This window comes from Variovorax sp. 38R (assembly GCF_014843395.1).
In the GTDB taxonomy this organism is placed as follows: domain Bacteria; phylum Pseudomonadota; class Gammaproteobacteria; order Burkholderiales; family Burkholderiaceae_C; genus Variovorax; species Variovorax paradoxus_H.
Genome location: NZ_CP062121.1, coordinates 3552332 through 3571575 on the forward strand (window position 1 = coordinate 3552332; position 19244 = coordinate 3571575).

At 68.2% G+C, this 19244-nt stretch carries 19 protein-coding genes; 8 read left to right on the forward strand and 11 right to left on the reverse strand.

Going from position 1 to position 19244, the window contains the following annotated elements; all coding sequences use genetic code 11:
• The first annotated feature begins 1 nt into the window (after nucleotide 1).
• Genes IG196_RS16340 through IG196_RS16355 form a run of 4 tightly spaced genes read left to right on the forward strand, consistent with a single transcriptional unit; the run spans nucleotide 2 to nucleotide 4767 of the window.
• Nucleotides 2–1435, forward strand: a complete 1434-nt coding sequence (locus IG196_RS16340) for a TolC family protein (RefSeq protein ID WP_192191956.1) — start codon at nucleotides 2–4, stop codon at nucleotides 1433–1435.
• Between the two features lie 2 nt (nucleotides 1436–1437).
• Complete coding sequence (locus tag IG196_RS16345) at nucleotides 1438–2424, forward strand: HlyD family secretion protein (RefSeq protein ID WP_412556343.1); 987 nt, start codon at nucleotides 1438–1440, stop codon at nucleotides 2422–2424.
• A gap of 13 nt (nucleotides 2425–2437) precedes the next feature.
• Entirely contained in the window at nucleotides 2438–3622 is a 1185-nt protein-coding gene (locus tag IG196_RS16350) for an ABC transporter permease (RefSeq protein WP_192191958.1), read from the forward strand.
• Nucleotides 3622–4767: an ABC transporter permease gene (locus IG196_RS16355; RefSeq protein ID WP_192191959.1), complete on the forward strand. Its 1146-nt coding sequence runs from the start codon at nucleotides 3622–3624 to the stop codon at nucleotides 4765–4767. The genes IG196_RS16350 and IG196_RS16355 overlap by 1 nt, the downstream gene beginning before the upstream one ends.
• Here IG196_RS16355 and IG196_RS16360 read toward each other — a convergent pair.
• Entirely contained in the window at nucleotides 4764–5393 is a 630-nt protein-coding gene (locus tag IG196_RS16360) for a TetR/AcrR family transcriptional regulator (RefSeq protein ID WP_192191960.1), read from the reverse strand. The genes IG196_RS16355 and IG196_RS16360 overlap by 4 nt on opposite strands.
• A gap of 118 nt (nucleotides 5394–5511) precedes the next feature.
• On the opposite strand from IG196_RS16360, the gene IG196_RS16365 reads away from it, so the two are divergent.
• Nucleotides 5512–6348 carry a metal-dependent hydrolase gene (locus IG196_RS16365; protein ID WP_192191961.1) on the forward strand — a complete coding sequence of 279 codons (837 nt, stop codon included), beginning with the start codon at nucleotides 5512–5514 and terminating at the stop codon, nucleotides 6346–6348.
• A 5-nt stretch (nucleotides 6349–6353) separates the two neighbouring features.
• Here the strand turns inward: IG196_RS16365 and IG196_RS16370 are convergent, their stop codons facing one another.
• From IG196_RS16370 to IG196_RS16405, 8 genes are all read right to left on the reverse strand, one after another.
• Complete coding sequence (locus tag IG196_RS16370; RefSeq protein ID WP_101491866.1) at nucleotides 6354–6947, reverse strand: hypothetical protein; 594 nt, start codon at nucleotides 6945–6947, stop codon at nucleotides 6354–6356.
• A 226-nt stretch (nucleotides 6948–7173) separates the two neighbouring features.
• A complete protein-coding gene (locus tag IG196_RS16375) occupies nucleotides 7174–7422 on the reverse strand; it encodes a hypothetical protein (protein ID WP_056580179.1) in 249 nt (82 codons plus the stop codon).
• On the reverse strand, nucleotides 7409–7777 hold the full coding sequence (locus IG196_RS16380; RefSeq protein ID WP_192191962.1) for a hypothetical protein: 369 nt from the start codon (nucleotides 7775–7777) through the stop codon (nucleotides 7409–7411). The genes IG196_RS16375 and IG196_RS16380 overlap by 14 nt, the downstream gene beginning before the upstream one ends.
• 17 nt (nucleotides 7778–7794) lie before the next feature.
• The gene (locus tag IG196_RS16385; RefSeq protein ID WP_192191963.1) at nucleotides 7795–8706 is read right to left on the reverse strand and encodes a DUF6999 family protein; all 912 of its coding nucleotides are present in this window, start codon (nucleotides 8704–8706) and stop codon (nucleotides 7795–7797) included.
• Nucleotides 8690–10609 carry an iron-containing redox enzyme family protein gene (locus IG196_RS16390; RefSeq protein ID WP_192191964.1) on the reverse strand — a complete coding sequence of 640 codons (1920 nt, stop codon included), beginning with the start codon at nucleotides 10607–10609 and terminating at the stop codon, nucleotides 8690–8692. The genes IG196_RS16385 and IG196_RS16390 overlap by 17 nt, the downstream gene beginning before the upstream one ends.
• Before the next feature lie 4 nt (nucleotides 10610–10613).
• A complete protein-coding gene (locus IG196_RS16395) occupies nucleotides 10614–11555 on the reverse strand; it encodes a fatty acid desaturase family protein (RefSeq protein WP_192191965.1) in 942 nt (313 codons plus the stop codon).
• The gene (locus IG196_RS16400; protein ID WP_192191966.1) at nucleotides 11536–12309 is read right to left on the reverse strand and encodes a sterol desaturase family protein; all 774 of its coding nucleotides are present in this window, start codon (nucleotides 12307–12309) and stop codon (nucleotides 11536–11538) included. Before IG196_RS16400 ends, IG196_RS16395 begins: the two co-directional genes overlap by 20 nt.
• A gap of 9 nt (nucleotides 12310–12318) precedes the next feature.
• Complete coding sequence (locus IG196_RS16405; protein WP_192191967.1) at nucleotides 12319–13884, reverse strand: phospholipase D family protein; 1566 nt, start codon at nucleotides 13882–13884, stop codon at nucleotides 12319–12321.
• 132 nt (nucleotides 13885–14016) lie between these two features.
• On the opposite strand from IG196_RS16405, the gene IG196_RS16410 reads away from it, so the two are divergent.
• Both IG196_RS16410 and IG196_RS16415 read left to right on the forward strand, forming a co-directional pair.
• Nucleotides 14017–14574, forward strand: coding sequence for a peroxiredoxin (locus tag IG196_RS16410; protein WP_192191968.1), 558 nt, complete (start codon nucleotides 14017–14019; stop codon nucleotides 14572–14574).
• Nucleotides 14575–14629: 55 nt separating this feature from the next.
• Nucleotides 14630–16063 carry an aldehyde dehydrogenase family protein gene (locus IG196_RS16415; RefSeq protein ID WP_192191969.1) on the forward strand — a complete coding sequence of 478 codons (1434 nt, stop codon included), beginning with the start codon at nucleotides 14630–14632 and terminating at the stop codon, nucleotides 16061–16063.
• Nucleotides 16064–16087: 24 nt separating this feature from the next.
• Here the strand turns inward: IG196_RS16415 and IG196_RS16420 are convergent, their stop codons facing one another.
• The gene (locus IG196_RS16420; RefSeq protein WP_192197038.1) at nucleotides 16088–16987 is read right to left on the reverse strand and encodes a ZIP family metal transporter; all 900 of its coding nucleotides are present in this window, start codon (nucleotides 16985–16987) and stop codon (nucleotides 16088–16090) included.
• Between the two features lie 46 nt (nucleotides 16988–17033).
• A complete protein-coding gene (locus IG196_RS16425) occupies nucleotides 17034–17669 on the reverse strand; it encodes a superoxide dismutase (RefSeq protein ID WP_192191970.1) in 636 nt (211 codons plus the stop codon).
• Nucleotides 17670–17908: 239 nt separating this feature from the next.
• Here IG196_RS16425 and IG196_RS16430 point away from each other — a divergent pair, with 239 nt between their 5' ends.
• The gene (locus tag IG196_RS16430; RefSeq protein ID WP_192191971.1) at nucleotides 17909–19198 is read left to right on the forward strand and encodes a serine hydrolase domain-containing protein; all 1290 of its coding nucleotides are present in this window, start codon (nucleotides 17909–17911) and stop codon (nucleotides 19196–19198) included.
• The last annotated feature ends 46 nt before the right edge of the window (nucleotides 19199–19244 follow it).

The window sequence follows — 19244 nt, forward strand, 5'->3', positions numbered from 1 at the left end:
GATGACACGCCCACGCCTCGCCCTTCTTCCTTCCCTGCTGCTGTTGTTGCCTGCCCTCGTGGGCGGCGCGGCCTTCGCGCAGCAGCAGGCTCGCAGCGACGACCCAATGGCGCTGAGCTTCGACGCCGCGCGCCTGCGCATGGTCGAGCGCTCCGACAAGCTGGCCGCTGCACGCATTGCCGTCGAAGCCAAGGAGTTGCAGAGCGAAGGCGTCAAGCGCCTGGGCGGGCCTGTGGTCAGCATCTCGGGGCTGGCCTATGCGTACAACGCGAACCTGAACCTCGACCTCGACCCGCTCAACCAGAAGCTCGGCCAGATCGGCTCGTCGCTGCCGCCGTCGATCCAGGGCTTCATCTCGCGCGTGCCGATTCCGCAGCTGCCCAACAGCTACACGCTGAACCGCCACGATACCGGCGCCAACGCCTCGGTGTCGGCCGTGTGGCCGCTCTACCTGGGCGGCGCGACCGACGCGGTGCGCGGCTTTGTCTCCGCGCAGGCACGCGAAGCGCAAGCCGACGCCGAACAGGCGGGCCACGAGGTCGACACGCTGCTGGTGCAGCGCTACTTCGGCGCCCAGCTCGCGCAGCGCGCCGCCACGCTGCGCCTGCAGGCCGAGCGCACCATCGCCCAACACGACGCGGCGGCGCAGAAGATGCTCGCGGCCGGCGTGATCTCGCGCGTCGAGCGGCTGCAGGCCAGTGCCGCCTACGAAGAGGCGCGCCGCAACGCCCGCAAGGCGGAGAACGACGCCGCGCTCGCGGGCGTGGCCCTGGCGCGCACCGTGCGCGCCGAGGGCAGCGTCACGCCGCAGACGCCGCTGTTTCTCATCAGCGCGCCGATCGAACCGCTCGGCCACTTCATCGATGCGGCGCTCACGCGGCATCCCGGCCTGGGCAAGGTCGCGGCCAAGAAGGCGCAGGCCGAGCAGTTGCACGAAGGCGAAGAAGCCTTGCGCCGCCCGCAGGTCATCGCCTTCGGCACGCGCGAGATCAAGAGCGGCAACGCCGACTGGGTCGCCGGCCTCGGCGTGCGCTGGACGTTGTACGACTCGGTCGACCGCAACGCGCTCTCGGCGGCTTCGCACAAGCAGGTCGAACAGGCCGAGCGCACCGACCTGCAGGCGCGCAGCGACATCTCGCTGCTGGTCGAACGCAACTGGCGCGCGCTGGACAACGCACGCCGCCAGTACCTCGAGATGAAAGTCTCGGTCGAGCTTGCACAAGAGGTGGTCAAGCTGCGCACCGCCGGGCTGCGCGAAGGCACCAGCACCACGCTCGACCTGATCGACGCCGAGACCAACCAGGCCAAGGTGCTGACCGAACGCGCGCAGGCCGCCAACGACTACGTGCAGGCGCTCGCGCAACTGCTCGAGAGCGCGGGCCTGTCCGAGACTTTTTCCGACTACATCGCGCGCGCCGACGTGAAGGTGAACTGACCATGATGAGTGCCAAGACCCGCCGACTGATCGCCATCGCCGCCGCACTGCTTGTGCTGGTGCTGCTCGTCTGGGGCTTCTGGCGCGCCGCGCAGCCGGCGCCCGAGGTGTTCCAGGGTCAGATGGAAGCGCGTGAGACCGACGTGGCCGGCAAGGTCACGGCGCGCATCGCCGAAGTGGCGGTGAAGGAAGGCGAGCGCATCCAGGCCGGCGCCCTGCTCGTGCGCATGGACAGCCCCGAGGTGCGCGCCAAGCTGGCGCAGGCCACCGCCGCCGAACAGGCCGCGCAGGCCGTGGCCGACAAGGCGCAGCACGGCGCCCGTCCGCAAGAAATCGAAATGGCGCGCATGCAATGGCAGCGCGCTGAAACCGCCGCACAGCTCGCGCAGACCTCGTTCCGCCGCGTCGACGGCCTGGCACGCGACGGCCTCGTGGCCGACCAGAAACGCGACGAGGCCGAGGCCAACTGGAAGGCCTCGCGCGACGCCGCCGTGGCCGCCAAGGCGCAGTACGACATGGCGCGCACCGGCGCCCGCACCGAAGACAAGGCCGCCGCCAACGCCCAGGTGCGGCAGGTGGCCGGCGTGGTCGCCGAAGTGGAAGCCGCCAAGGCCGAGACCGAGCTGCGCAGCCCGGTCGCCGGCGAAGTGGCCAAGGTGCTCGCCAAGGTCGGCGAACTCTCGCCGCAGGGCGTGGCGGTGGTCACGGTGGTCGACCTGAACGACCAGTGGGTGGTGCTCAACGTGCGCGAAGACCGGCTGGCCCGCTTCGCGCTCGACAAGGAATTCGACGCCCGCCTGCCCGCCCTGCCCGAAGACCGGCGCACGGCCCGCTTCAAGGTCACCTACAGCGGCGTGCTGCCCGACTTCGCCACCTGGCGCGCCACGCGCGGCGGCGCCGGTTTCGACGTGCGCACCTTCGAGGTCCGCGCCCGGCCGCTCAAGCCCATTGAAGGCGCGCGCCCCGGCATGAGCGTGCTGGTCGACTGAGCCCGAATCCGCCATGAGCCTGCGCGGCTTTTCCACCGCCAGCGCCCGGCGCGAATTCGCGCTGCTGCGCACGCGCCCGTGGGACCTGGCCATGATCTCGTGGGTGCCGCTGCTCGCGGTGTTCCTGATCTGGTGGATCTTCTCGGCTGGCCTGCCCGAACGCCTGCCGATCGGCGTGCTCGACCAGGACCACTCCGCCCTCTCGCGCCAGCTGGTGCGCTTCCTGGACGCCACGCCGGGCCTACGCGTTACGCAGCAGTACGCCGACGAGGCCGAGATGCAGCGCGCGCTCACGAGCGGCGCGGTCGATGCGGCGGTGCAGGTGCCGCGCGACCTGAGCCGCGACGTCAAGCAGGGCCGCGTCGGGCAGATCGTGCTGCTGCACAACGCGCAGCTGGGCACGCATTCGAGCCTGATCCAGCGCGACGTGCGCACCGCCGTCGCCACGATGTCGGCCGGCGTCGAGCTCGCGGTGCGCAACAAGCGCGGCGAGTCGATGAAGGCCGCGCGCGTGAGCATGGACCCGGTCAAGGCCAGCATGGTGGCGCTGTTCAACACCTCAACCGACTACGAGCAGTTTCTCGGCGCCGCGCTCATTCCGGCGTTGCTGCACATCCTTGCGATGACGGCCGGTGCCTGGGCCGTGGGCCGCGAGCTGCGCGACCGCAGCCTCGGCGGCTGGCTCGGCGCCGCGCCGCGCTGGCCCGAGGCGCTGGCCGCGCTGGCGGGCAAGTTGGCGCTGCCGTTCGCGAGCCTGTCGGCCGTGGGCATCGCCGCCATGCTGTGGATCACCGCGGGCCGCGGCTGGCACCCGGTCGGCTCGGTGGGGTGGACGCTGTTCGCGCTGGTGGTGTTCGTGGCGCTGTCGATCGCGCTCGGCGCCTTCGTGTCGAGCCTCACGCGTTCGCTGCGCACCGCGCTGTCGGCCACCGGCTTCATCACGGCGCCGGCCTTCGCATTCGGCGGCGTGGGCTTTCCGCTGGTCGCCATGCCGGTGCTCGCGCAGCTGTGGGCCAGCCTGCTGCCCTACACGCACTACATCCGCGTGCAGATGGAACAGCTGCAGATGGGCGCGCCCGTGGCGTACTCGGCCGCCACGCCACTGTGGATGGTGGTGGGCACGGCGGTGCTGCTGGCCGTGTCGGCCACGCTGCTGGTGCGCGCGGCTGCTGCGCCCGAGACGTGGGGAGGCCGCTGATGAGCAGCACGCCCCTTCAAGGCTTCACCGCCGCCTGGCGCGACACCGCGCTCGCTGTGCTGCGCGACAAGGGCGTGCTGCTGATCATGCTGCTCGCGCCCATCATCTACGGCTTCTTCTACCCCTGGCCCTATGGCACGCAGGCCGTCACGCGGGTGCCGGTGGCGGTGGTCGACCAGGACCACAGCGGGCTGTCGCGGCAGATCGCGCGCTTCGCGATGGCCAGCCCGCGGCTCGATGTGCGCATGGTCACGTCCGACGTGCACGAAGCGCAGCAGGCGCTGTGGCGCGGCGAGATCGAAGGCTACGCACTGCTGCCGCAAGACCTCAAGCGCAACGTGCTGCGCGGCACGCCGGCGGTGGTGACCATCGAGGGCAACGGTGCCTATGCGCTGCTGAACAAGGCGGTGCTGTACGGCTTCTCGGAGGCGGTGGGCACGGTGTCGGCCGGTGTCGAGATCCGCAAACTGCAGGCCGGCGGCCAAAGCGCTGTCCAGGCGGCACGCAGCCGCAGCCCGCTCAACACGCAGCTCGTGCCGCTGTTCAACCCGACCGAAGGCTATGGCAGCTACGTGGTGCCGGCGGTGGCGCTGCTGATCCTGCAGCAGACGCTGTTGATGGGCGCCGCGATGCTGGCCGGCACCTGGGCCGAGGCCCGCCGCCTGCGCGCGGGCATGGGCGCGTGGCTGGGACGGCTGGGCGCGCTGTCGGGCTTCGGCGTGCTGAGCGGCGTGTTCTATTTCGGCTGGGTGTTCTTCCTGCAGGACTATCCGCGCGGCGGCAATCCGTTCGGCGCGCTGGTGCTGCTGCTGTTCTACGTGCCCGCGATCTGCGTGCTCGGGCTGCTGCTGGGCTGCTGGTTCCGCGACCGCGAGCGCGCGTTGCAGATACTGCTGTTCACTGCGTTGCCGATGGCTTTTCTCTCGGGCTTCTCGTGGCCCGTCGAGGCCCTGCCCGCGCCGCTGCAGGCGCTGCGCTGGCTGTTCCCAAGCACGGTGGGCATCCAGGCCTCGCTGCGGCTCAACCAGATGGGCGCGCCGCTGCACGACGTGTTGCCGTACCTGGGAGCGCTGGCTGCGATGGTGGTGGCGGGACTGCTCGTGCTGTGGATCGCGGCCACGCCGCGCAAGGCCGAGCGAACTTAGCGTCGGCTGTCGGCTGCCACGGCGCGCACCAGCCGCGTGGCCGGTGCCACCAGCTCGCGCAGGTCGCCCACGCGGTCCTGCTCGATGGCCTGCAGCACCAGTTCGTTGATGCCGCCCACCACCGTCATCGCCATCTGGCTGCTCATGTGCGCCGCGGTCGCCTCACCTGAATCGCTGCTGTTGATCGCCACCTGGATGAAGTTGGCGATCTCGCCGTTCACGCGCCGCCGCGCCGCCAGGCCCGGCAGGCCCAGCCCCAGGATCTCGACGAAGAGCGTGCGCAACAGCACCGGGTCTTGCGCGAGGTAGTCCATGTACGCGGTCATCGCCTGCTCCACCTGCGTGTGCCAGGGCTGGGCCGGGTCGAAAGCCTCGCTCACGGCCTGCAGGCCGAGCCGGCTGGCCGTTTCGTACAGCGCGATCAGGCACTCGGTCTTGGTGCTGAAGTGCTCGTAGAACGTGCGCCGCGACACGGCCGCCTCACGCACGATGTCGGCGATGGTCGTGTCTGCGTAGCCCTTGGCCGCCACGGCATGCGCCATGCCCTGCAGCAGCCGCGTGTAGTGCTCGCTGGGCGCGCCTTCGGCGGCATCGGGCGTGACGGGTTTGTCGATGGTGGCAGTCATGTCGGATTCATTTTCCTACGCCTCGGTACTTGACAGTACCAGCTCACAATTGCACCATGGCGGCACGCGGTACGGAGTTGTACCAACTTTTGCCCACGACCTCAGGAATTGCCTCCCCATGACCGAACTCGTTGTCCGCCGCCTGCTGATCGACCTGCAACCGCCCTTCTCGCGCGACTGGTGCGGCGGCGATGCCTTTTCGACGGCTTTCTTCAACGCCCTGTCGATGAGCTTTCCCTTCGGCGAGCAGTTCTTCATCGACGCCGTGCGCGACGCCATGGCCACGCTGTCGCCCGAGGTGCAGGAGCGCTACCGCGCCGACGTGCGCGGCTTCATCGGCCAGGAGGCGACGCACCGCCGCATCCATTCGCTGTTCAACGCCCACCTCGACCAGCAGGGCCTGGTCGACCGCTGGACCGGGCGTGCCAGCCAACGCATGGAACTGATGGACGGCGCCGATCCGCGCCACGCACTGGCCGTGACGGCGGCCACCGAGCACTTCACGGCGATGTTCGCCGAGTGGCTGCTCGCCCGCCCCGAAATCCTGGACGGCGCTGAGCCCCGGCTGCGCACGATGTGGCTGTGGCACAGCGCGGAAGAGCTGGAGCACAAGAGCGTCGCCTTCGACATCTACAAGGCCGCGGGCGGCTCGGACGAATGGCGCACGCGCTGGTTCCGCCGCGTGACGGTGATGTTCCTCGGCGACCTGATGCGCCAGACGGTCGACAACCTGCGGCATGAAAAGCAATTGTGGAAATGGGCCACCTGGAAGAGCGCCGCGCGCATCCTGCTGGGCCGCGGCGGCCTGCTGCGGGGCAATCTCGCGGGCTGGCGCCAGTACCTGCGCAGCGACTTCCACCCCGACCAGCAGGACAGCAGCCTCTCGGCGCGCTGGCTGGCCGACAACGGCGCGCAGTTCACGCCCGTGGGCACTGCTGCGGCAACGTCGGCCTGAGTTCGTCAGTAGATGCTGGCGCGGTGCGGGTTCAACGCCCCCGCCTGCGTCGGCTGCCCATCGGCGCGCAGCGAGAGGTCGTGCAACGTGTCGAAATCCGACGGTGCGTCGGGCACGCGCATCACCACTTCGAGTTCGTGCATGGAAGCCACCCAGCGGCCGGCCGGCGATTCGGCCGGTTCGTCGTTGGCGAACACGCCGTCGCGGATGTAGAGGGTTTCACCTTCGGGGCGTTCGCCGTGCAGCTCGATCAGGCGTGCAATCGAGAAGTTGTAGGTCACGAGCTTTTCGCGCGTGCGGCGGTCCTTGCCGCCGCAGTTGAACGAGCCCTCGGCCGCAATCACGATGCAGGAGCCGTCCACCCCGCCATCGATGGCGATCTCGTTGCCCGAGCGCCAGATGGCGTTGGGCAAGCGCACGCGGACCTTGTCGATCACGAGGTCGCGTTGTTTGTTGAGGGCACCCAGCGGCGGCACCAGCGAGCGCAATTGGCGCAGGCGCTCCGCGAAGTTGTCGTCCATCAGGAATTCGACGTGGTGCGTGGCGCTGCCGGACGAGCGCTTGACGACCTGCATGACGACGTGGCGTGGCTTGTTCACAGCTCAGGCCCTCCATGCAGAGAAAAATCCACACCCACTGCGGGGCACCGATCGCCTTCTTGCTGGATTTGAGTGGTCATCGGCTACAAATTAGAACTTTAGATTAAATGCAATTACTTGCATCATTTGTGTCCAACTGTATATCGATTGCGACCGGGAGGGAAGGCAATCGACGACATGCCGATGAGGCCATGTCGCCAACGCGACGCGGCGTCGTGCTAGGGGTTCAGCTAGACGAGGCTTCGGCCTCGAGGGCCTCGTCGAGCGCCTTGCACGACGGTGCGCAGACGGTCTGCGACTTGCCCAGCACCTGGCGCGTGCGCAGCTGCGAACGCACGCGGTGCTTGCCGCACATGAAGCAGGACATCGTGGCCCCGCTGAACGACGCCGAGGCGCGGAACGGAGAGCCCGGCGCCTTCGATTTGTAGCGCAGCCCGTCCGCCACCACTGCCGTTTTCACTTCACCCTTGGCCATGCATCTTGTCCTTGTTCGATTCGTCACCGCGCATGGCGCGGGCAATGGCTTCCTTGGCTGCGCCTTCGGCGGCCAGGGAAACGTCCAGCGCCGAGCGGCAAAGGCCCGCGTGCTGGTAATTCATATTTTCGTAGACCTCGGAGGCGGCCGGATAGGCATCGAGCAGTTGGCCCAGTTCGGCACCGGCTTCGACGTCTTCGAATTCATGCACCAAGTGCTCGACCACCGAGCGGTACTGCTCGGCGCCAACCGGCACGGCGCTGTGCTCAAGCCTCTCCAGCAGTTGAGCCAGCACGTGGGTCACTGCCAGATCGGTCTTGAGAGACGGATTTCGGGTCGTGTTCATGGTTTGCATGTGGGGACAGCATACCCCTATGCAAGGGGCGGGTCGCGCCGAAGTGGTTCTGGCGCCCCGCCCTCCTGCGCCGCGCGCATGCGCTGGAGCAGGCTGTGAAGCATTTCGGTCGACAAGCCGTGGATCACCAGCCGGTGCCCGGCCCGCAAGGTCGATAGCGGCACCAGCGGATGCTTGTTGTTGACCAGGATCAGGTGCTCCGGCGCGTTCAGGATCGTCGCCGCGTAGATGCCGATGGTTTCGTCCAGTTGCAAGGAGTTGGCCGCGCGCCAGAAATCGTTGTCGGTCAGCATCAGCTGGTACAGCGGCGTGAACAGCTCGATGGCGCTTTGCAGGTCGAGAAAGTTGAGCTTGCCCTGCGGCATGTCTTCCAGCCGCAGCGCCGGCGACTGGATCATCGAGAAATCGACCTGCTCGGCCTTGCACAGCGCCAATCCCTTGTCGCGCAACGCCGTGTTCAGCCGGATCACGAAGTTGAACAAATTCAGGTCGTGCTTCAGGAACATCTCGTCCTTCAGCGCGTCGATGTCGGCCGGCTCCAGCGGCGACGTGCCCACGGGCGCGGGCGAGTTGCGCCCGATGAAGGCCAGCACCTGCGAGCCGAGGTGAAAGTGCCGCAGGATCAGCCAGTTGGCCTCGGGCGACACGAAGCGCTTGAGCCCCCACGCCAGAAAGCGGTGCAGCAGCATCGAGTGCGACCAGTTGCGCGGCACGAACACCTTCACGATCTGGATCAGGATGATCGTCAGCCGTGCGATCGGCCGCAGGAACGGCAGCAGGTACTGGCGCGAGGCCGAACTCGAATCGGCCAGCCACGCGGACTTGACGTCGTCGGGCAGCGGCGTGCTCTGGTCGAGGTACAGCGCCAGCCACGGGCTGGGGTCGCGCTCGTCGTGGCCCTGGGTCAAGAAGTCAGGCGTTCGGCTCATGAGGCATTCGTTCGGTGATGTGCTGGAACTGCATCAGGTACAGCGCCGCCGTGTGGCGCGCAGTGTCGGCAATCTGTCGGGCGGCGCGGGCTTGCCCTTCCACGGCCATCACCATCTCGACCGCGGCGAGCCAGCGGTTCAGGTGGTGTTCGTCGTTGTGGCCGTGGTACTCGAGAAAACGGAAGGCGTCGGGCGGCAGTTTCAGGCTGGCCTTGAGCAGCGGCAGCAGCGCCGGCACGATGCGCTGGCCCGTGCCTTCGATGATGTAGATCGCGCCCAGCAATCCGATCGGGTCGCGCGTGGCGGCCAACCCGTGCAGGTAGGCGTTGAGCGCTTCGCCGCCGGGGTTGCGGTGCAAGTCGTCGATCGACTCGACCGTGCCGCCGGCCTTGCGGTAGTCGCTGAAGAGGATGTTGAAGTCGTTCTGCTCCTCGCCCGCGTGCACGTCGATCAGCGACGACAGCATGCGGTACGGCGCGCTCAGCGAGGCGGCGCCTTCGCGCATCCACAGGCTGCCTTCGCGCACCTGCGGCACCCACTGCTCCATCCAGTTCAGGTAGTCGGGCACGGCAAAACGGCGCTCGCGAATCTGGCGGATCAGCGGCGTGCGCCACACGCGCGAGCGGTAGTCGTGCCAGATGGCGGCCAGCTCGGTCAGCAAGGCTCCGAGGCCTTCGGGCGCGGCGGCCGGGTCGTGCGGCGGCGCGATGACGAGGTCGTCGTCGGGCACGACCGCCGCCGCGCGGGGCGCGATCACGACAGGCGCCGCATCGACGGCCTCGACCTCGAGCAGCATGTACGCCGCCATGAAGCGCCCCGACTCCGGCACGTAGCAGAAGATCTGCTCGCCCGGCTTCAGCGCCTTGGTGTGCAGGAACTCCGCCAGCATCACGAGGATCGATGCCGCGCCGGTGTTGCCGCGCCAGGCCAAATTGCTCCACCAGCGCTCGCGCGGAATCGCCAGGTCGGCCTTGGCCATCAGGTCTTCCACCACCGGGATGAATTTTTCCGACGAGTAGTGGCACAGGAAATGGTCGACCCGTTTCGGATCGACCCAACCGTCGCGCACCAGCCCCGCGTACTCGTGGATGCCGATGTCGAACAGGTGCGGCAGCAGGCGGATGTCCTGGCGCAGCGACAACGCACCGGCCGCCTCGGCCTCGGCCCACGAGCCGAAATCGAGGTGGCCGCGCGCGCGGTCTTCGGTCAGGCCGAGCTGCATGCACACCGGGTAGTCGCCCGAAAAGGCGCGCTGGTGCACCCACTTCAGCCTGAGGCGCAGCCCCGGCTTGCCGGCCAGCGCGGGCGTGCCGTCGGACAGCAGCAGCGCGCCCGCGCCATCGGACAGCATCCAGCGCAGGAAGTGCGAGTCGAAATCGGTCTCGTAGCCACGCGCGGCGAAGCGCGAACGCTTGAACAGGCGCGACGGCATTTCGCTCGCCACCGCCAGTGCCGAGCGGTGCGCGCCCAGCTCGATGCCTTGCGCGGCCGTCTGGATCGCCGACACGCCGGCCGCGCAGATGCCGTGCACCGAATGCGTTTCCATCGGCTGTGCTGCCAGCTCGCCCTGGATCATGTTGGCGAAACCAGGCATCAGCGTGTCGCCGCCCGACGAACCGCTGGCCAGCAGCGACACACGCGACAGCTCGGCGCCGCCGCGCTGCAGGCAGTCGCGGATCGCGCCGGCCGCGAGCTGCGCGTTGGTGTGCCGCGTCACGCCCTCCTCGTCGATCGCGTAGTGCCGCGTGAGGATGCCGTTCTCGGCCAGGATGCGGCGCTTGATGCGCTCCGACATGCGGTTGAGCGGCGCGATGTACGCGTCCATGCGGTCGTTGGGAACAGGCTCGCCGGGCATGAAGTAGCCGGCGCTTTCGAGGTACACGCGTTGGAATGAAACGGGCATGGGTTCAGGCAATAGGTGAATCGGGAGGCATCAGCGAGCGGCTGCGAAAACGCGGCCACACGGTCCCCAGCACAAAGACGCGCACCATGTACGGCACCAGCCCGCCCTCGTTGAGCGCGGGCGCCACCTGCGCGCGGTAGCGCGTGTGATGCAGGTGCGTGAGCTCGGACCAATGGGCATGCGGGTTCTCGTGGTGTGCGGTGTGCAGGCCGATGTTGAACAGCAAGGGGTTCACCAGCCCCTCGAAATTGCGGGCGTAGTTCAGCTGGCTACCGCGGGTATCGCTGGGAGCCTCCTTGCGCGGCGTCTTGCGGCCGTCGGCGTGCGCGTGCTGCAGGTAGTTGGTCGCCAGCAGCCAGTGCAGGCCGTGCAGCTGCGGCACGATCACGAACAGCAATGCCTTGCGCCAGTCGATCGCCAGCAGCACGGTCCAGCTGACCAGCCACAGCGCGTACTGCGCCATGCAGTAGCGCCACGCGCCGCGGTGGTGCTGGTGCAGCCGCGCGAGCCAGCCGACGAACACAGGCACCAACACCCACACGGCCTGGAACGGATGCAGCAGGTAGCCCCACAGGTGGTTGGTGTCGCCGCCGAAGCGGTAGGTGCGCGCCACGTCCTTCGGCCCATGGCGATGGCGGTGGTGGTTGGCCACGTGCGCGGGCCAGAAGACGAAGGTCGGGTGGCCCTGCAGCAGCGTGATCCAGAAGTCGGTCAGCCGGTTCATGCGACGACTGCGCCACATGCGCAGGTGCACATGGTTGTGATGGATCACGCCAATGCCGAGCGTGAGGAACAGCATCAGCGCATACAGCACCACCTGGAAGCCGTGCACCCATTGCCACGCCGCCAGCGCAGGCAAGGCGACGAGGTACGCGAGGCTTTGCCAGTCGCGCCAGTGCCGCAGCGTCGGCAGCCGATGGCGCGCGTCAGGCAGTGGTGGCGCCATGCTTCTTTCGAAAAGCCTGGAACAGCGGCTCGGCCGCGTCGGCCGCGATGCGCGTGCGGAACAGCCGGTCCATGAAGGTGAACTGGAAGCCGTAGTTACCGTTGTGCACGGCATGGTGCAGGTGGTGGCGGCGGCTCGCGGCGAACCAGTGGCTGTACGACACGCCGGGCACGAAGTCGTAGTTCGAATGCCCGACGCAGTTGAAGAACAGGCTGAAGACCGGCACCGACGCCAGCGACCAAAAGCTGAAGTCGTGCAGCACCATCGGCAGCAGGATCACGTTGCCGAGCATCAGCGCTTCGATCGGGTGAAAGCTGTAGGTGGCCCACGGCGTGGTCACGAACGAACGGTGATGCGGGCCATGAAAACGGCGCAGCCAGCGCGTATGCAGCAACCGGTGGTTGAGCCAGAAATGCACGTCGTTCCACACCGCGAGCACGAGGATCTCGATGCCGATGCGGCGCCAGCCCGCGTCGGGCTCGAGCCGCGCCCAACCCAGCTGCAGCAGCCCCCACGGAAACACCATGCCCAGTCCGAAGATCAGCACCGAGATGCCCGACTGCGTGAGTTCGCGCCGCAGTTGGCCGGGCTGCAGCGGCCGCGGATCGAGCGCGCGCCCGACGCCCAGCGCCGGCAGCACGCGCTTCGTGAGCAGCCAGGTGAGCGCGCCGAAACCCAGGTAGATGCCGCCGAAGAACAGCAGGCCCCACAGCATGACCTGCGGGGCCGAAAGAGAAGTGAAGGTCTGCGCCATCCCCCGAGGCTACAACAGCATCTCGGGCACCAGCGGGGAGATCAGGGTGTTGTACAGGCGCTGGAAGAAACCCGACTCGGGTTCCGAGGTGAGGATCACCTCTTTCTCGCCGTCGTTCGTGAGCCATTCGAGCGTGCCGCCGTCCTTTGACAGCCGCAGCCGGTACGAGTTCTGCAGCTTGCTCACATGGATGATGCGCAGCATCTCGCGCGCCAGCTGCGGGCTGTCGACCACCACGCCCATCTCGGTGTTCTGGCTGGCCGAGCGCGGGTCGAGGTTCATCGAGCCGATGAAGATGCGCGTCTTGTCGATGGCCGCGGTCTTCGCATGCAGCCGCCCCAGCGACGTGCCGAAGCTGCCGAAACGCATGCTCGCGGTGGTGCGCTGCGGGCTCAGCTCGTACAGGTCGGCGCCGCCTTTCAGCAGGCGCTCGCGGTAGCGCGCGTAGCCGGTGTGCACCAGCGGCTCGTCGTTGGCGGCGAGCGAATTGGTCAGCAGCGTGAGCTTGACCTTGCGCCGGGCCAGGTCCTCGAAGGCGGCCATGCCGCGCTCGCCGGGCACGAGGTAGGGCGAGGTCAGGTCGACCTCGGTCTTGGCGTCGAGCAGCAGCGCCCAGACCTTCATGGTCACGCTGGTGGCAATCGCGTCTTCGGCCGTCAGCGTCGTCGGCTTGGACGGCGGGTCGGCAATGGCGCGCGCCTCGCCCCACAAGAGGCCCATGCGGCCGCCGTCGAGCTCTTCGGCGATCGGGCCGTAGCCGAGGATGTCCGAAGGCGGCAGCACGACCTTCGGCGGCGGCCCGGCCATGCCGACCTCGTCGTCGAAGGTGGCGGCGCCGGCCTCCTTCCGCACGATTTCGGCAATGGGCCAGATCTGGTCGCTGTTCCAGTAGGCGTCGAAGATGCTCTCGAGCTGCGGCACGACTTTGCCGACCACCAGCGCATCCATGTCGATGAAGTTCTGCGCCTCGCTCAGCACGAAATACTCGTCGGCGATGTTGCGCCCGCCCACCACCGCCATCGCGCCGTCGGCAATGAAGAGCTTGTTGTGCATGCGGTGGTTGAGCCGGTGGATGTCGAAGATCGACACCACGAAGCGCGAGAGAAATCCGTTGCGCGCGCAGCAGAACGGATTGAACAGGCGCACCGACACGTTGGGCGTTTCGGACAGCGCCAGCAAGAGCTGCTGGCTCTTCACGGTGTACAGGTCGTCCACCAGCACCCGCACCTTCACGCCGCGCGCCGCCGCCTCGCGCAGCGTGCGCAGCAGCAGCCGGCCGGTGGCGTCGTTCTCGAGCTGGTAGTACTGCACCACCAGCGAGTGCTCGGCCCGCTGCGCCAGCTGAAGGCGCGCGTCGAGCGAGTACACGCCCAGCGGCATCAGCCGGAAGCCCGAATGCTCGCCGGGCGGCGTGGAGGCCGCGACGATCTTCGCGAGCGCGGTGCCCGGGTCGGCCGTGGCCGCGTGCTCGGCCGGGCGTTCGCGCGCCGGCGGCAAGGAGCCGCAAGCCGCAAGCAATGCCAGCAGCACGCCGGCCAGCGCCGTGCGCAAGAAAGACCGGGCCCAGGCATTCATGATCGGATTCCTCTTGTCGTTGTGGTTGCCATTGCCCTGATGTACGCCGCCGCGCCGGTTGCGGTTTCAGCGAGGGCCCATTTCGCAAGGCGCCGTCCTAGAATTCGGTTCACTTCGCTTCGGAGTTACATCATGGCCCGATCGCTCCTTTTGCGCACCGCTTTGTGGGCCGCAGCCCTCGCCGCCGGGGTACCCAGTGCCCACGCCGCACTCGACATCGGCGACCCCGCGCCCAAGTTCACGGCCACGGCCGCGCTCGGCGGCAAGACCTTCCGCTACTCGCTGGCCGAGGCGCTGGCCAAGGGGCCGGTCGTGCTCTACTTTTTCCCGGCGGCCGACTCGAACGACTGCTCCATCGAGGCCCACGCCTTCGCCGAAGCCATCGACAAGTTCACGGCGCTCGGGGCCACGGTGATCGGCGTCTCGGCCGACGACATCGACACGCTCTCCAAGTTTTCGGTCAAGTCGTGCCAGAGCCGCTTTCCGGTGGCGTCCGACCAGGGCAAGACCGTGATCCAGGGCTTCGACGCGCTGATGCAGACCCGGCCCGACTTCGCCAACCGCCTGTCGTACGTGATCGCGACCGACGGCAAGGTCGCCTACTACTACCAGAACCTCAACCCCGACAAGCACGTCGAGCGCATGCTGAACGCCGTGCGCGCGCTGCCCAAAGCCACCGCGGCGAAGTAAGGCGGGCCGGCCGGGGCACCACGCGCGGGGCGTGCTTCGCGCAAAATCTCGCCCCATGCAGCTCAACTACATCGCCAACGCGGACGTTCCCTCCGCCTCCGGCCGCACCCTCCCCGTCATCGACCCGTCGGACGGCCAGCCCTTCGACGAGATCCAGCGCAGCAACGCCGCCGACATCGACGCCGCCGTGCGCGCCGCGCGCGACTGCTTCGAGGGCGTGTGGCACAAGGTCAGCGCCGCCGACCGCGGCCGCCTGCTCTTCAAGCTCTCGCAGAAGATCGCCGAGCACGTCGACGAACTCGCACTCATCGAGCAGCGCGACTGCGGCAAGCCCGTGAAGCAGGCCCGCGCCGACGCCGTTGCGCTGGTGCGCTACTTCGAGTTCTATGCCGGCGCCTGCGACAAGCTGCACGGCGAGACCATTCCCTACCAGGACGGCTACAGCGTCTTCACCTGGCGCGAGCCGCACGGCGTCACGGGCCACGTCATTCCGTGGAACTACCCGATGCAGATCTTCGGGCGCAGCGTGGGCGGCGCCCTGGCGGCCGGCAACGTGTGCGTGGTGAAGCCGGCCGAAGACGCGTGCCTGTCGCTGATCCGCGTGGCGCAGCTGGCGGCCGAGGTCGGCTTTCCGGCCGGCGCGCTCAACATCGTGACGGGCTACGGCCATGAAGTGGGCGACGCGCTCGCACGGCACGAAGGCATCGACCACATCAGCTTCACGGGCAGCCCGAAGATCGGCACGCTGATCCAGCAGGTGGCAGCCGAGCGGCACTGCCCGGTCACGCTCGAGCTGGGCGGCAAGAGCCCGCAGATCATCTTTGCGGATGCCGACCTCGACGCGGCCGTTCCCGTGATCATCAACGCCATCGTGCAGAACGCCGGCCAGACCTGCTCGGCAGGCTCGCGCGTGCTGATCCAGCGCGACATCTACGAGCCCCTGCTCGAGCGCCTGGGCCACGCCTTCGAAGCCCTGCGCGTCGGCCCCGCCGCGATGGACCTCGACGTCGGCCCGCTGATCCGCCAGACACAGCAGCAGCGCGTATGGGACTTCCTGAGCGACGCCCAACACGCCGGCATTCCGATGGTGGCGCAAGGCGTGGTGGTCGAGGAAGCGCCCGAGACCGGCTTCTATCAAGCCCCGACCCTGCTGCGCGACGTGCCCGTGGGCCACCGCCTGGCGCAAGAAGAAGTGTTCGGCCCTGTGCTCGCCGCGATGCAGTTCGCCGATGAAGACGAAGCCGTGGCGCTCGCCAACGCCACCCAGTTCGGCCTCGTGGCCGGCGTCTGGACCGCCGACGGCGCGCGCCAGTTCCGCATGGCCAAGCGCGTGAAGAGCGGCCAGGTGTTCATCAACAACTACGGCGCGGGCGGTGGCGTCGAGCTGCCGTTCGGCGGCGTGAAGTCGTCGGGCTACGGGCGCGAAAAGGGCTTCGAGGCGCTGTACGGTTTCACGACCTTGAAGACCGTCGCCATCAAGCACGGCTGAGGCTGACGACGCCGCGCCCGGGCGTCAGCCCAGTGCGGTGTCCAGCAACATCATCAGCACGAAGCCGATCATCAGCCCGCTGGTCGCATAGGTTTCGTGCCCCTTGCGGTGCGATTCGGGAATGATCTCGTGGCTGATCACGAACAGCATCGCACCCGCCGCAAAGCCCAGCCCCCAGGGCAGCAGCATCGCCGAATGACCGACCACCGCTGCGCCGAGCACGGCACCGAGCGGTTCGACCAAGCCTGACGCCATGCCGATCAGCACCGCGAACAAGCGGCTGTAGCCGGCGGCCTGCAACGCCACGGCCACCACCAGACCCTCGGGCACGTCCTGGATCGCGATGCCGGTGGCGAGCGCATCTGCGCGCACGCCGTTGTTGGCCGCATAGCCGACACCGATGGCCAGGCCCTCGGGCACGTTGTGCAGCGCGATCGCGAACACGAAGAGCCAGGTGCGGCGCAGCTGTCGCCCCGTCTGCCCTTCGCGGCCCTTGATGAAGTGCTCGTGCGGCAGCACGCGGTCCATGGTCATGAGCACCAGCCCGCCGAGCAGGATGGCCGCACCGATCACGCCGCCGGCCGCCCAGTCGCCACCGCCGAAGACGCCGGTCGACTTGGCCGCGTCCAGCCCGGGAATGATCAGCGAGAAGGCACAGGCCGCGAGCATCACGCCGGCACCGAAGCCGAACAGCGTGTCCTGCAGCTTGTCGGGCAGCCTCTGCGAGAACAGCACCGGCAGCGTGCCCAGCGCGGTCGCCAATGCCGCCACCGAACCGCCGCGCAGCGCGTTCCACACCATCGGGTCGGCGCGCACGAAAGACCAGAACTGCGACGCCAGTGCCAGCGCACCGGCCACGACGATGGCAAAGCCGATCCATTCGCGCACCGTGCGCGGCGACCTGTGCGGCGGCTGTGTGGCCATCGTGCCCTGCTGCGAGTCGTTCATGGGCGGGCTCCTCTTCGAGTCATCAGCCGCCGGTCGCGGCGGCATGGCGGCGGGCCACTTCGGCCCAGTTCACCACGTTGTAGAAGGCCGCGATGTACTCGGGGCGGCGGTTCTGGTACTTCAGGTAGTAGGCGTGCTCCCACACGTCCAGCCCCAGGATCGGGGTCTTGCCCGAGCCGATGTCGCGCATCAGCGGGCTGTCCTGGTTGCCGCTGCTTTCCACGGCCAGCTTGCCGTCGGCACCGACGACCAGCCAGGCCCAGCCGCTGCCGAAGCGCGTGAGCGCGGCCTTGGTGAAGGCGTCCTTGAAGGCGTCGAAACCGCCCAGGTCGGTGTCGATGGCGTTCGCGAGCGCGCCCGAGGGCGCCCCACCGCCGCCCTCACCCACCGGGGCCATGACGGTCCAGAACAGGCTGTGATTGGCGTGGCCGCCGCCGTTGTTGCGCACGGGCGCGCGCAGCGCCTCGGGCAGTTCGTCGACACCGGCAATGAACGCTTCGACCGGCGTGTCCGCAAGCGGCGTGTCTTTCAACGCCGCATTGAGGTTGTTCACGTAGGTTTGATGGTGCTTGCCGTGGTGGATTTCCATCGTCTGCGCGTCGATGTGGGGTTCGAGCGCATCGAAGGCATAGGGCAAGGCTGGCAGGGTGTACGGCACGGTTCGGAAGCTCCTTGGTTGAAGAGAGCCCTTTGCGTGGTGCTTGTGCTGCGTACTCAGGCGTTCAAATGATAGTAATTCTCATTGTCTGCGTCAAGATATCGGTGCCATCGATGCCGCCAATCGGCCAGTTCGTCAAGACCGTTCCACCGATACACTGCCCCGCGACCGGTTCGAACGGACGGCGTCAAGACCGTCCTGCCGGTTCCATCCTTCCACCACCGACGGAGACAACACGCATGACCTTCCTGAAGCGCCGCGCCCTGGTGCGCACGGCCCTGCTCGGCCTGAGCCTCGCCCTGCCGCTGCTCGCCACCGCCCAGTCGCTGCCCACCGCCCGGCCCGAGTCCGTGGGCCTCTCCAGCGAACGCCTGCAGAAGCTCACCGACGTGCTCAAGGCCGACGTGGCGGCCGGCAAGATTCCCGGCGCGGTGCTGCTGGTCGCGCGCCAGGGCAAGGTCGCGTGGTTCGAACCGGTCGGCAAGCTCGACGCGGCCGCCGGCACGCCGATGCCGCGCGACGGCATCTTCCGCATCTACTCAATGAGCAAGCCCGTCACCACGGTCGCCGCGATGATGCTGGTCGAAGACGGCCGCATGAAGCTCGACGACCCCGTGGCGATGTACCTGCCCGAGTACGCCCGCATGACGGTGGGCGTCGAGAAACCCGGCGCCGACGGCAAGCCGGTGCTCGAAACGGTGCCCGCGCGCCGCCCGATCACCGTGCAGGACCTCATGCGCCACACCTCGGGCCTGACCTACGGCTTCTTCGGCCCGGGCCTCGTCAAGCAGGCCTACAACACCGCCGACCTCGCGGCCGGCGACCCGACCAGCGCCGAGTTCTCGCAGCGCCTGGCCAAGCTGCCGCTGGCTTACCAGCCCGGCACGACGTGGGATTACAGCTATTCGACCGACATCCTGGGCCGCGTGGTCGAGGTGGTGTCGGGCCAGTCGCTCTACCAGTTCGAAAAGACGCGCCTCTTCGACCCTCTGGGCATGAAAGACACCACGTACTACGTGCCCGAGCCGGCGCGCCAGCCGCGCATTGCCGAGCCGCTGCCGAACGACCGCAGCTTCGGCGTGGGTGCCGACCTGAACGACCCGCGCACCGTGCGCAAATTCGAATCGGGCGGCGGCGGGCTGGTATCGACCGCGTCCGACTACGCGCGCTTCCTGCAGATGCTGCTCAACGGCGGCACGCTCGACGGCACGCGCTACCTCGGCCCGCGCACGCTGGCGCTGATGACGACCGACCATTCGAACGCCGGTGCCGGCATCGCGCCCGGCCCGCTGTACCTGCCGGGCCCGGGCTACGGCTTCGGCCTGGGCTTCGCGGTGCGCCGCAACGACGGCGAGGCGCCCTACCCGTCCGGCGGCGGCGAGTACAACTGGGGCGGCGCGGGCGGCACCTACATGTGGGTCGATCCGAAGAACGAGATGTTCGTCGTGCTGATGCTGCAATCGCCCAAGTACCGCACCCACTACCGAAGCCTCGCGCGCAACATGGTCTATGCGGCCGTGCTGAAGTAGCCCGCATGGCGCGCGCCCGCGAGCCATGGCGCAAAATCGGCATCGC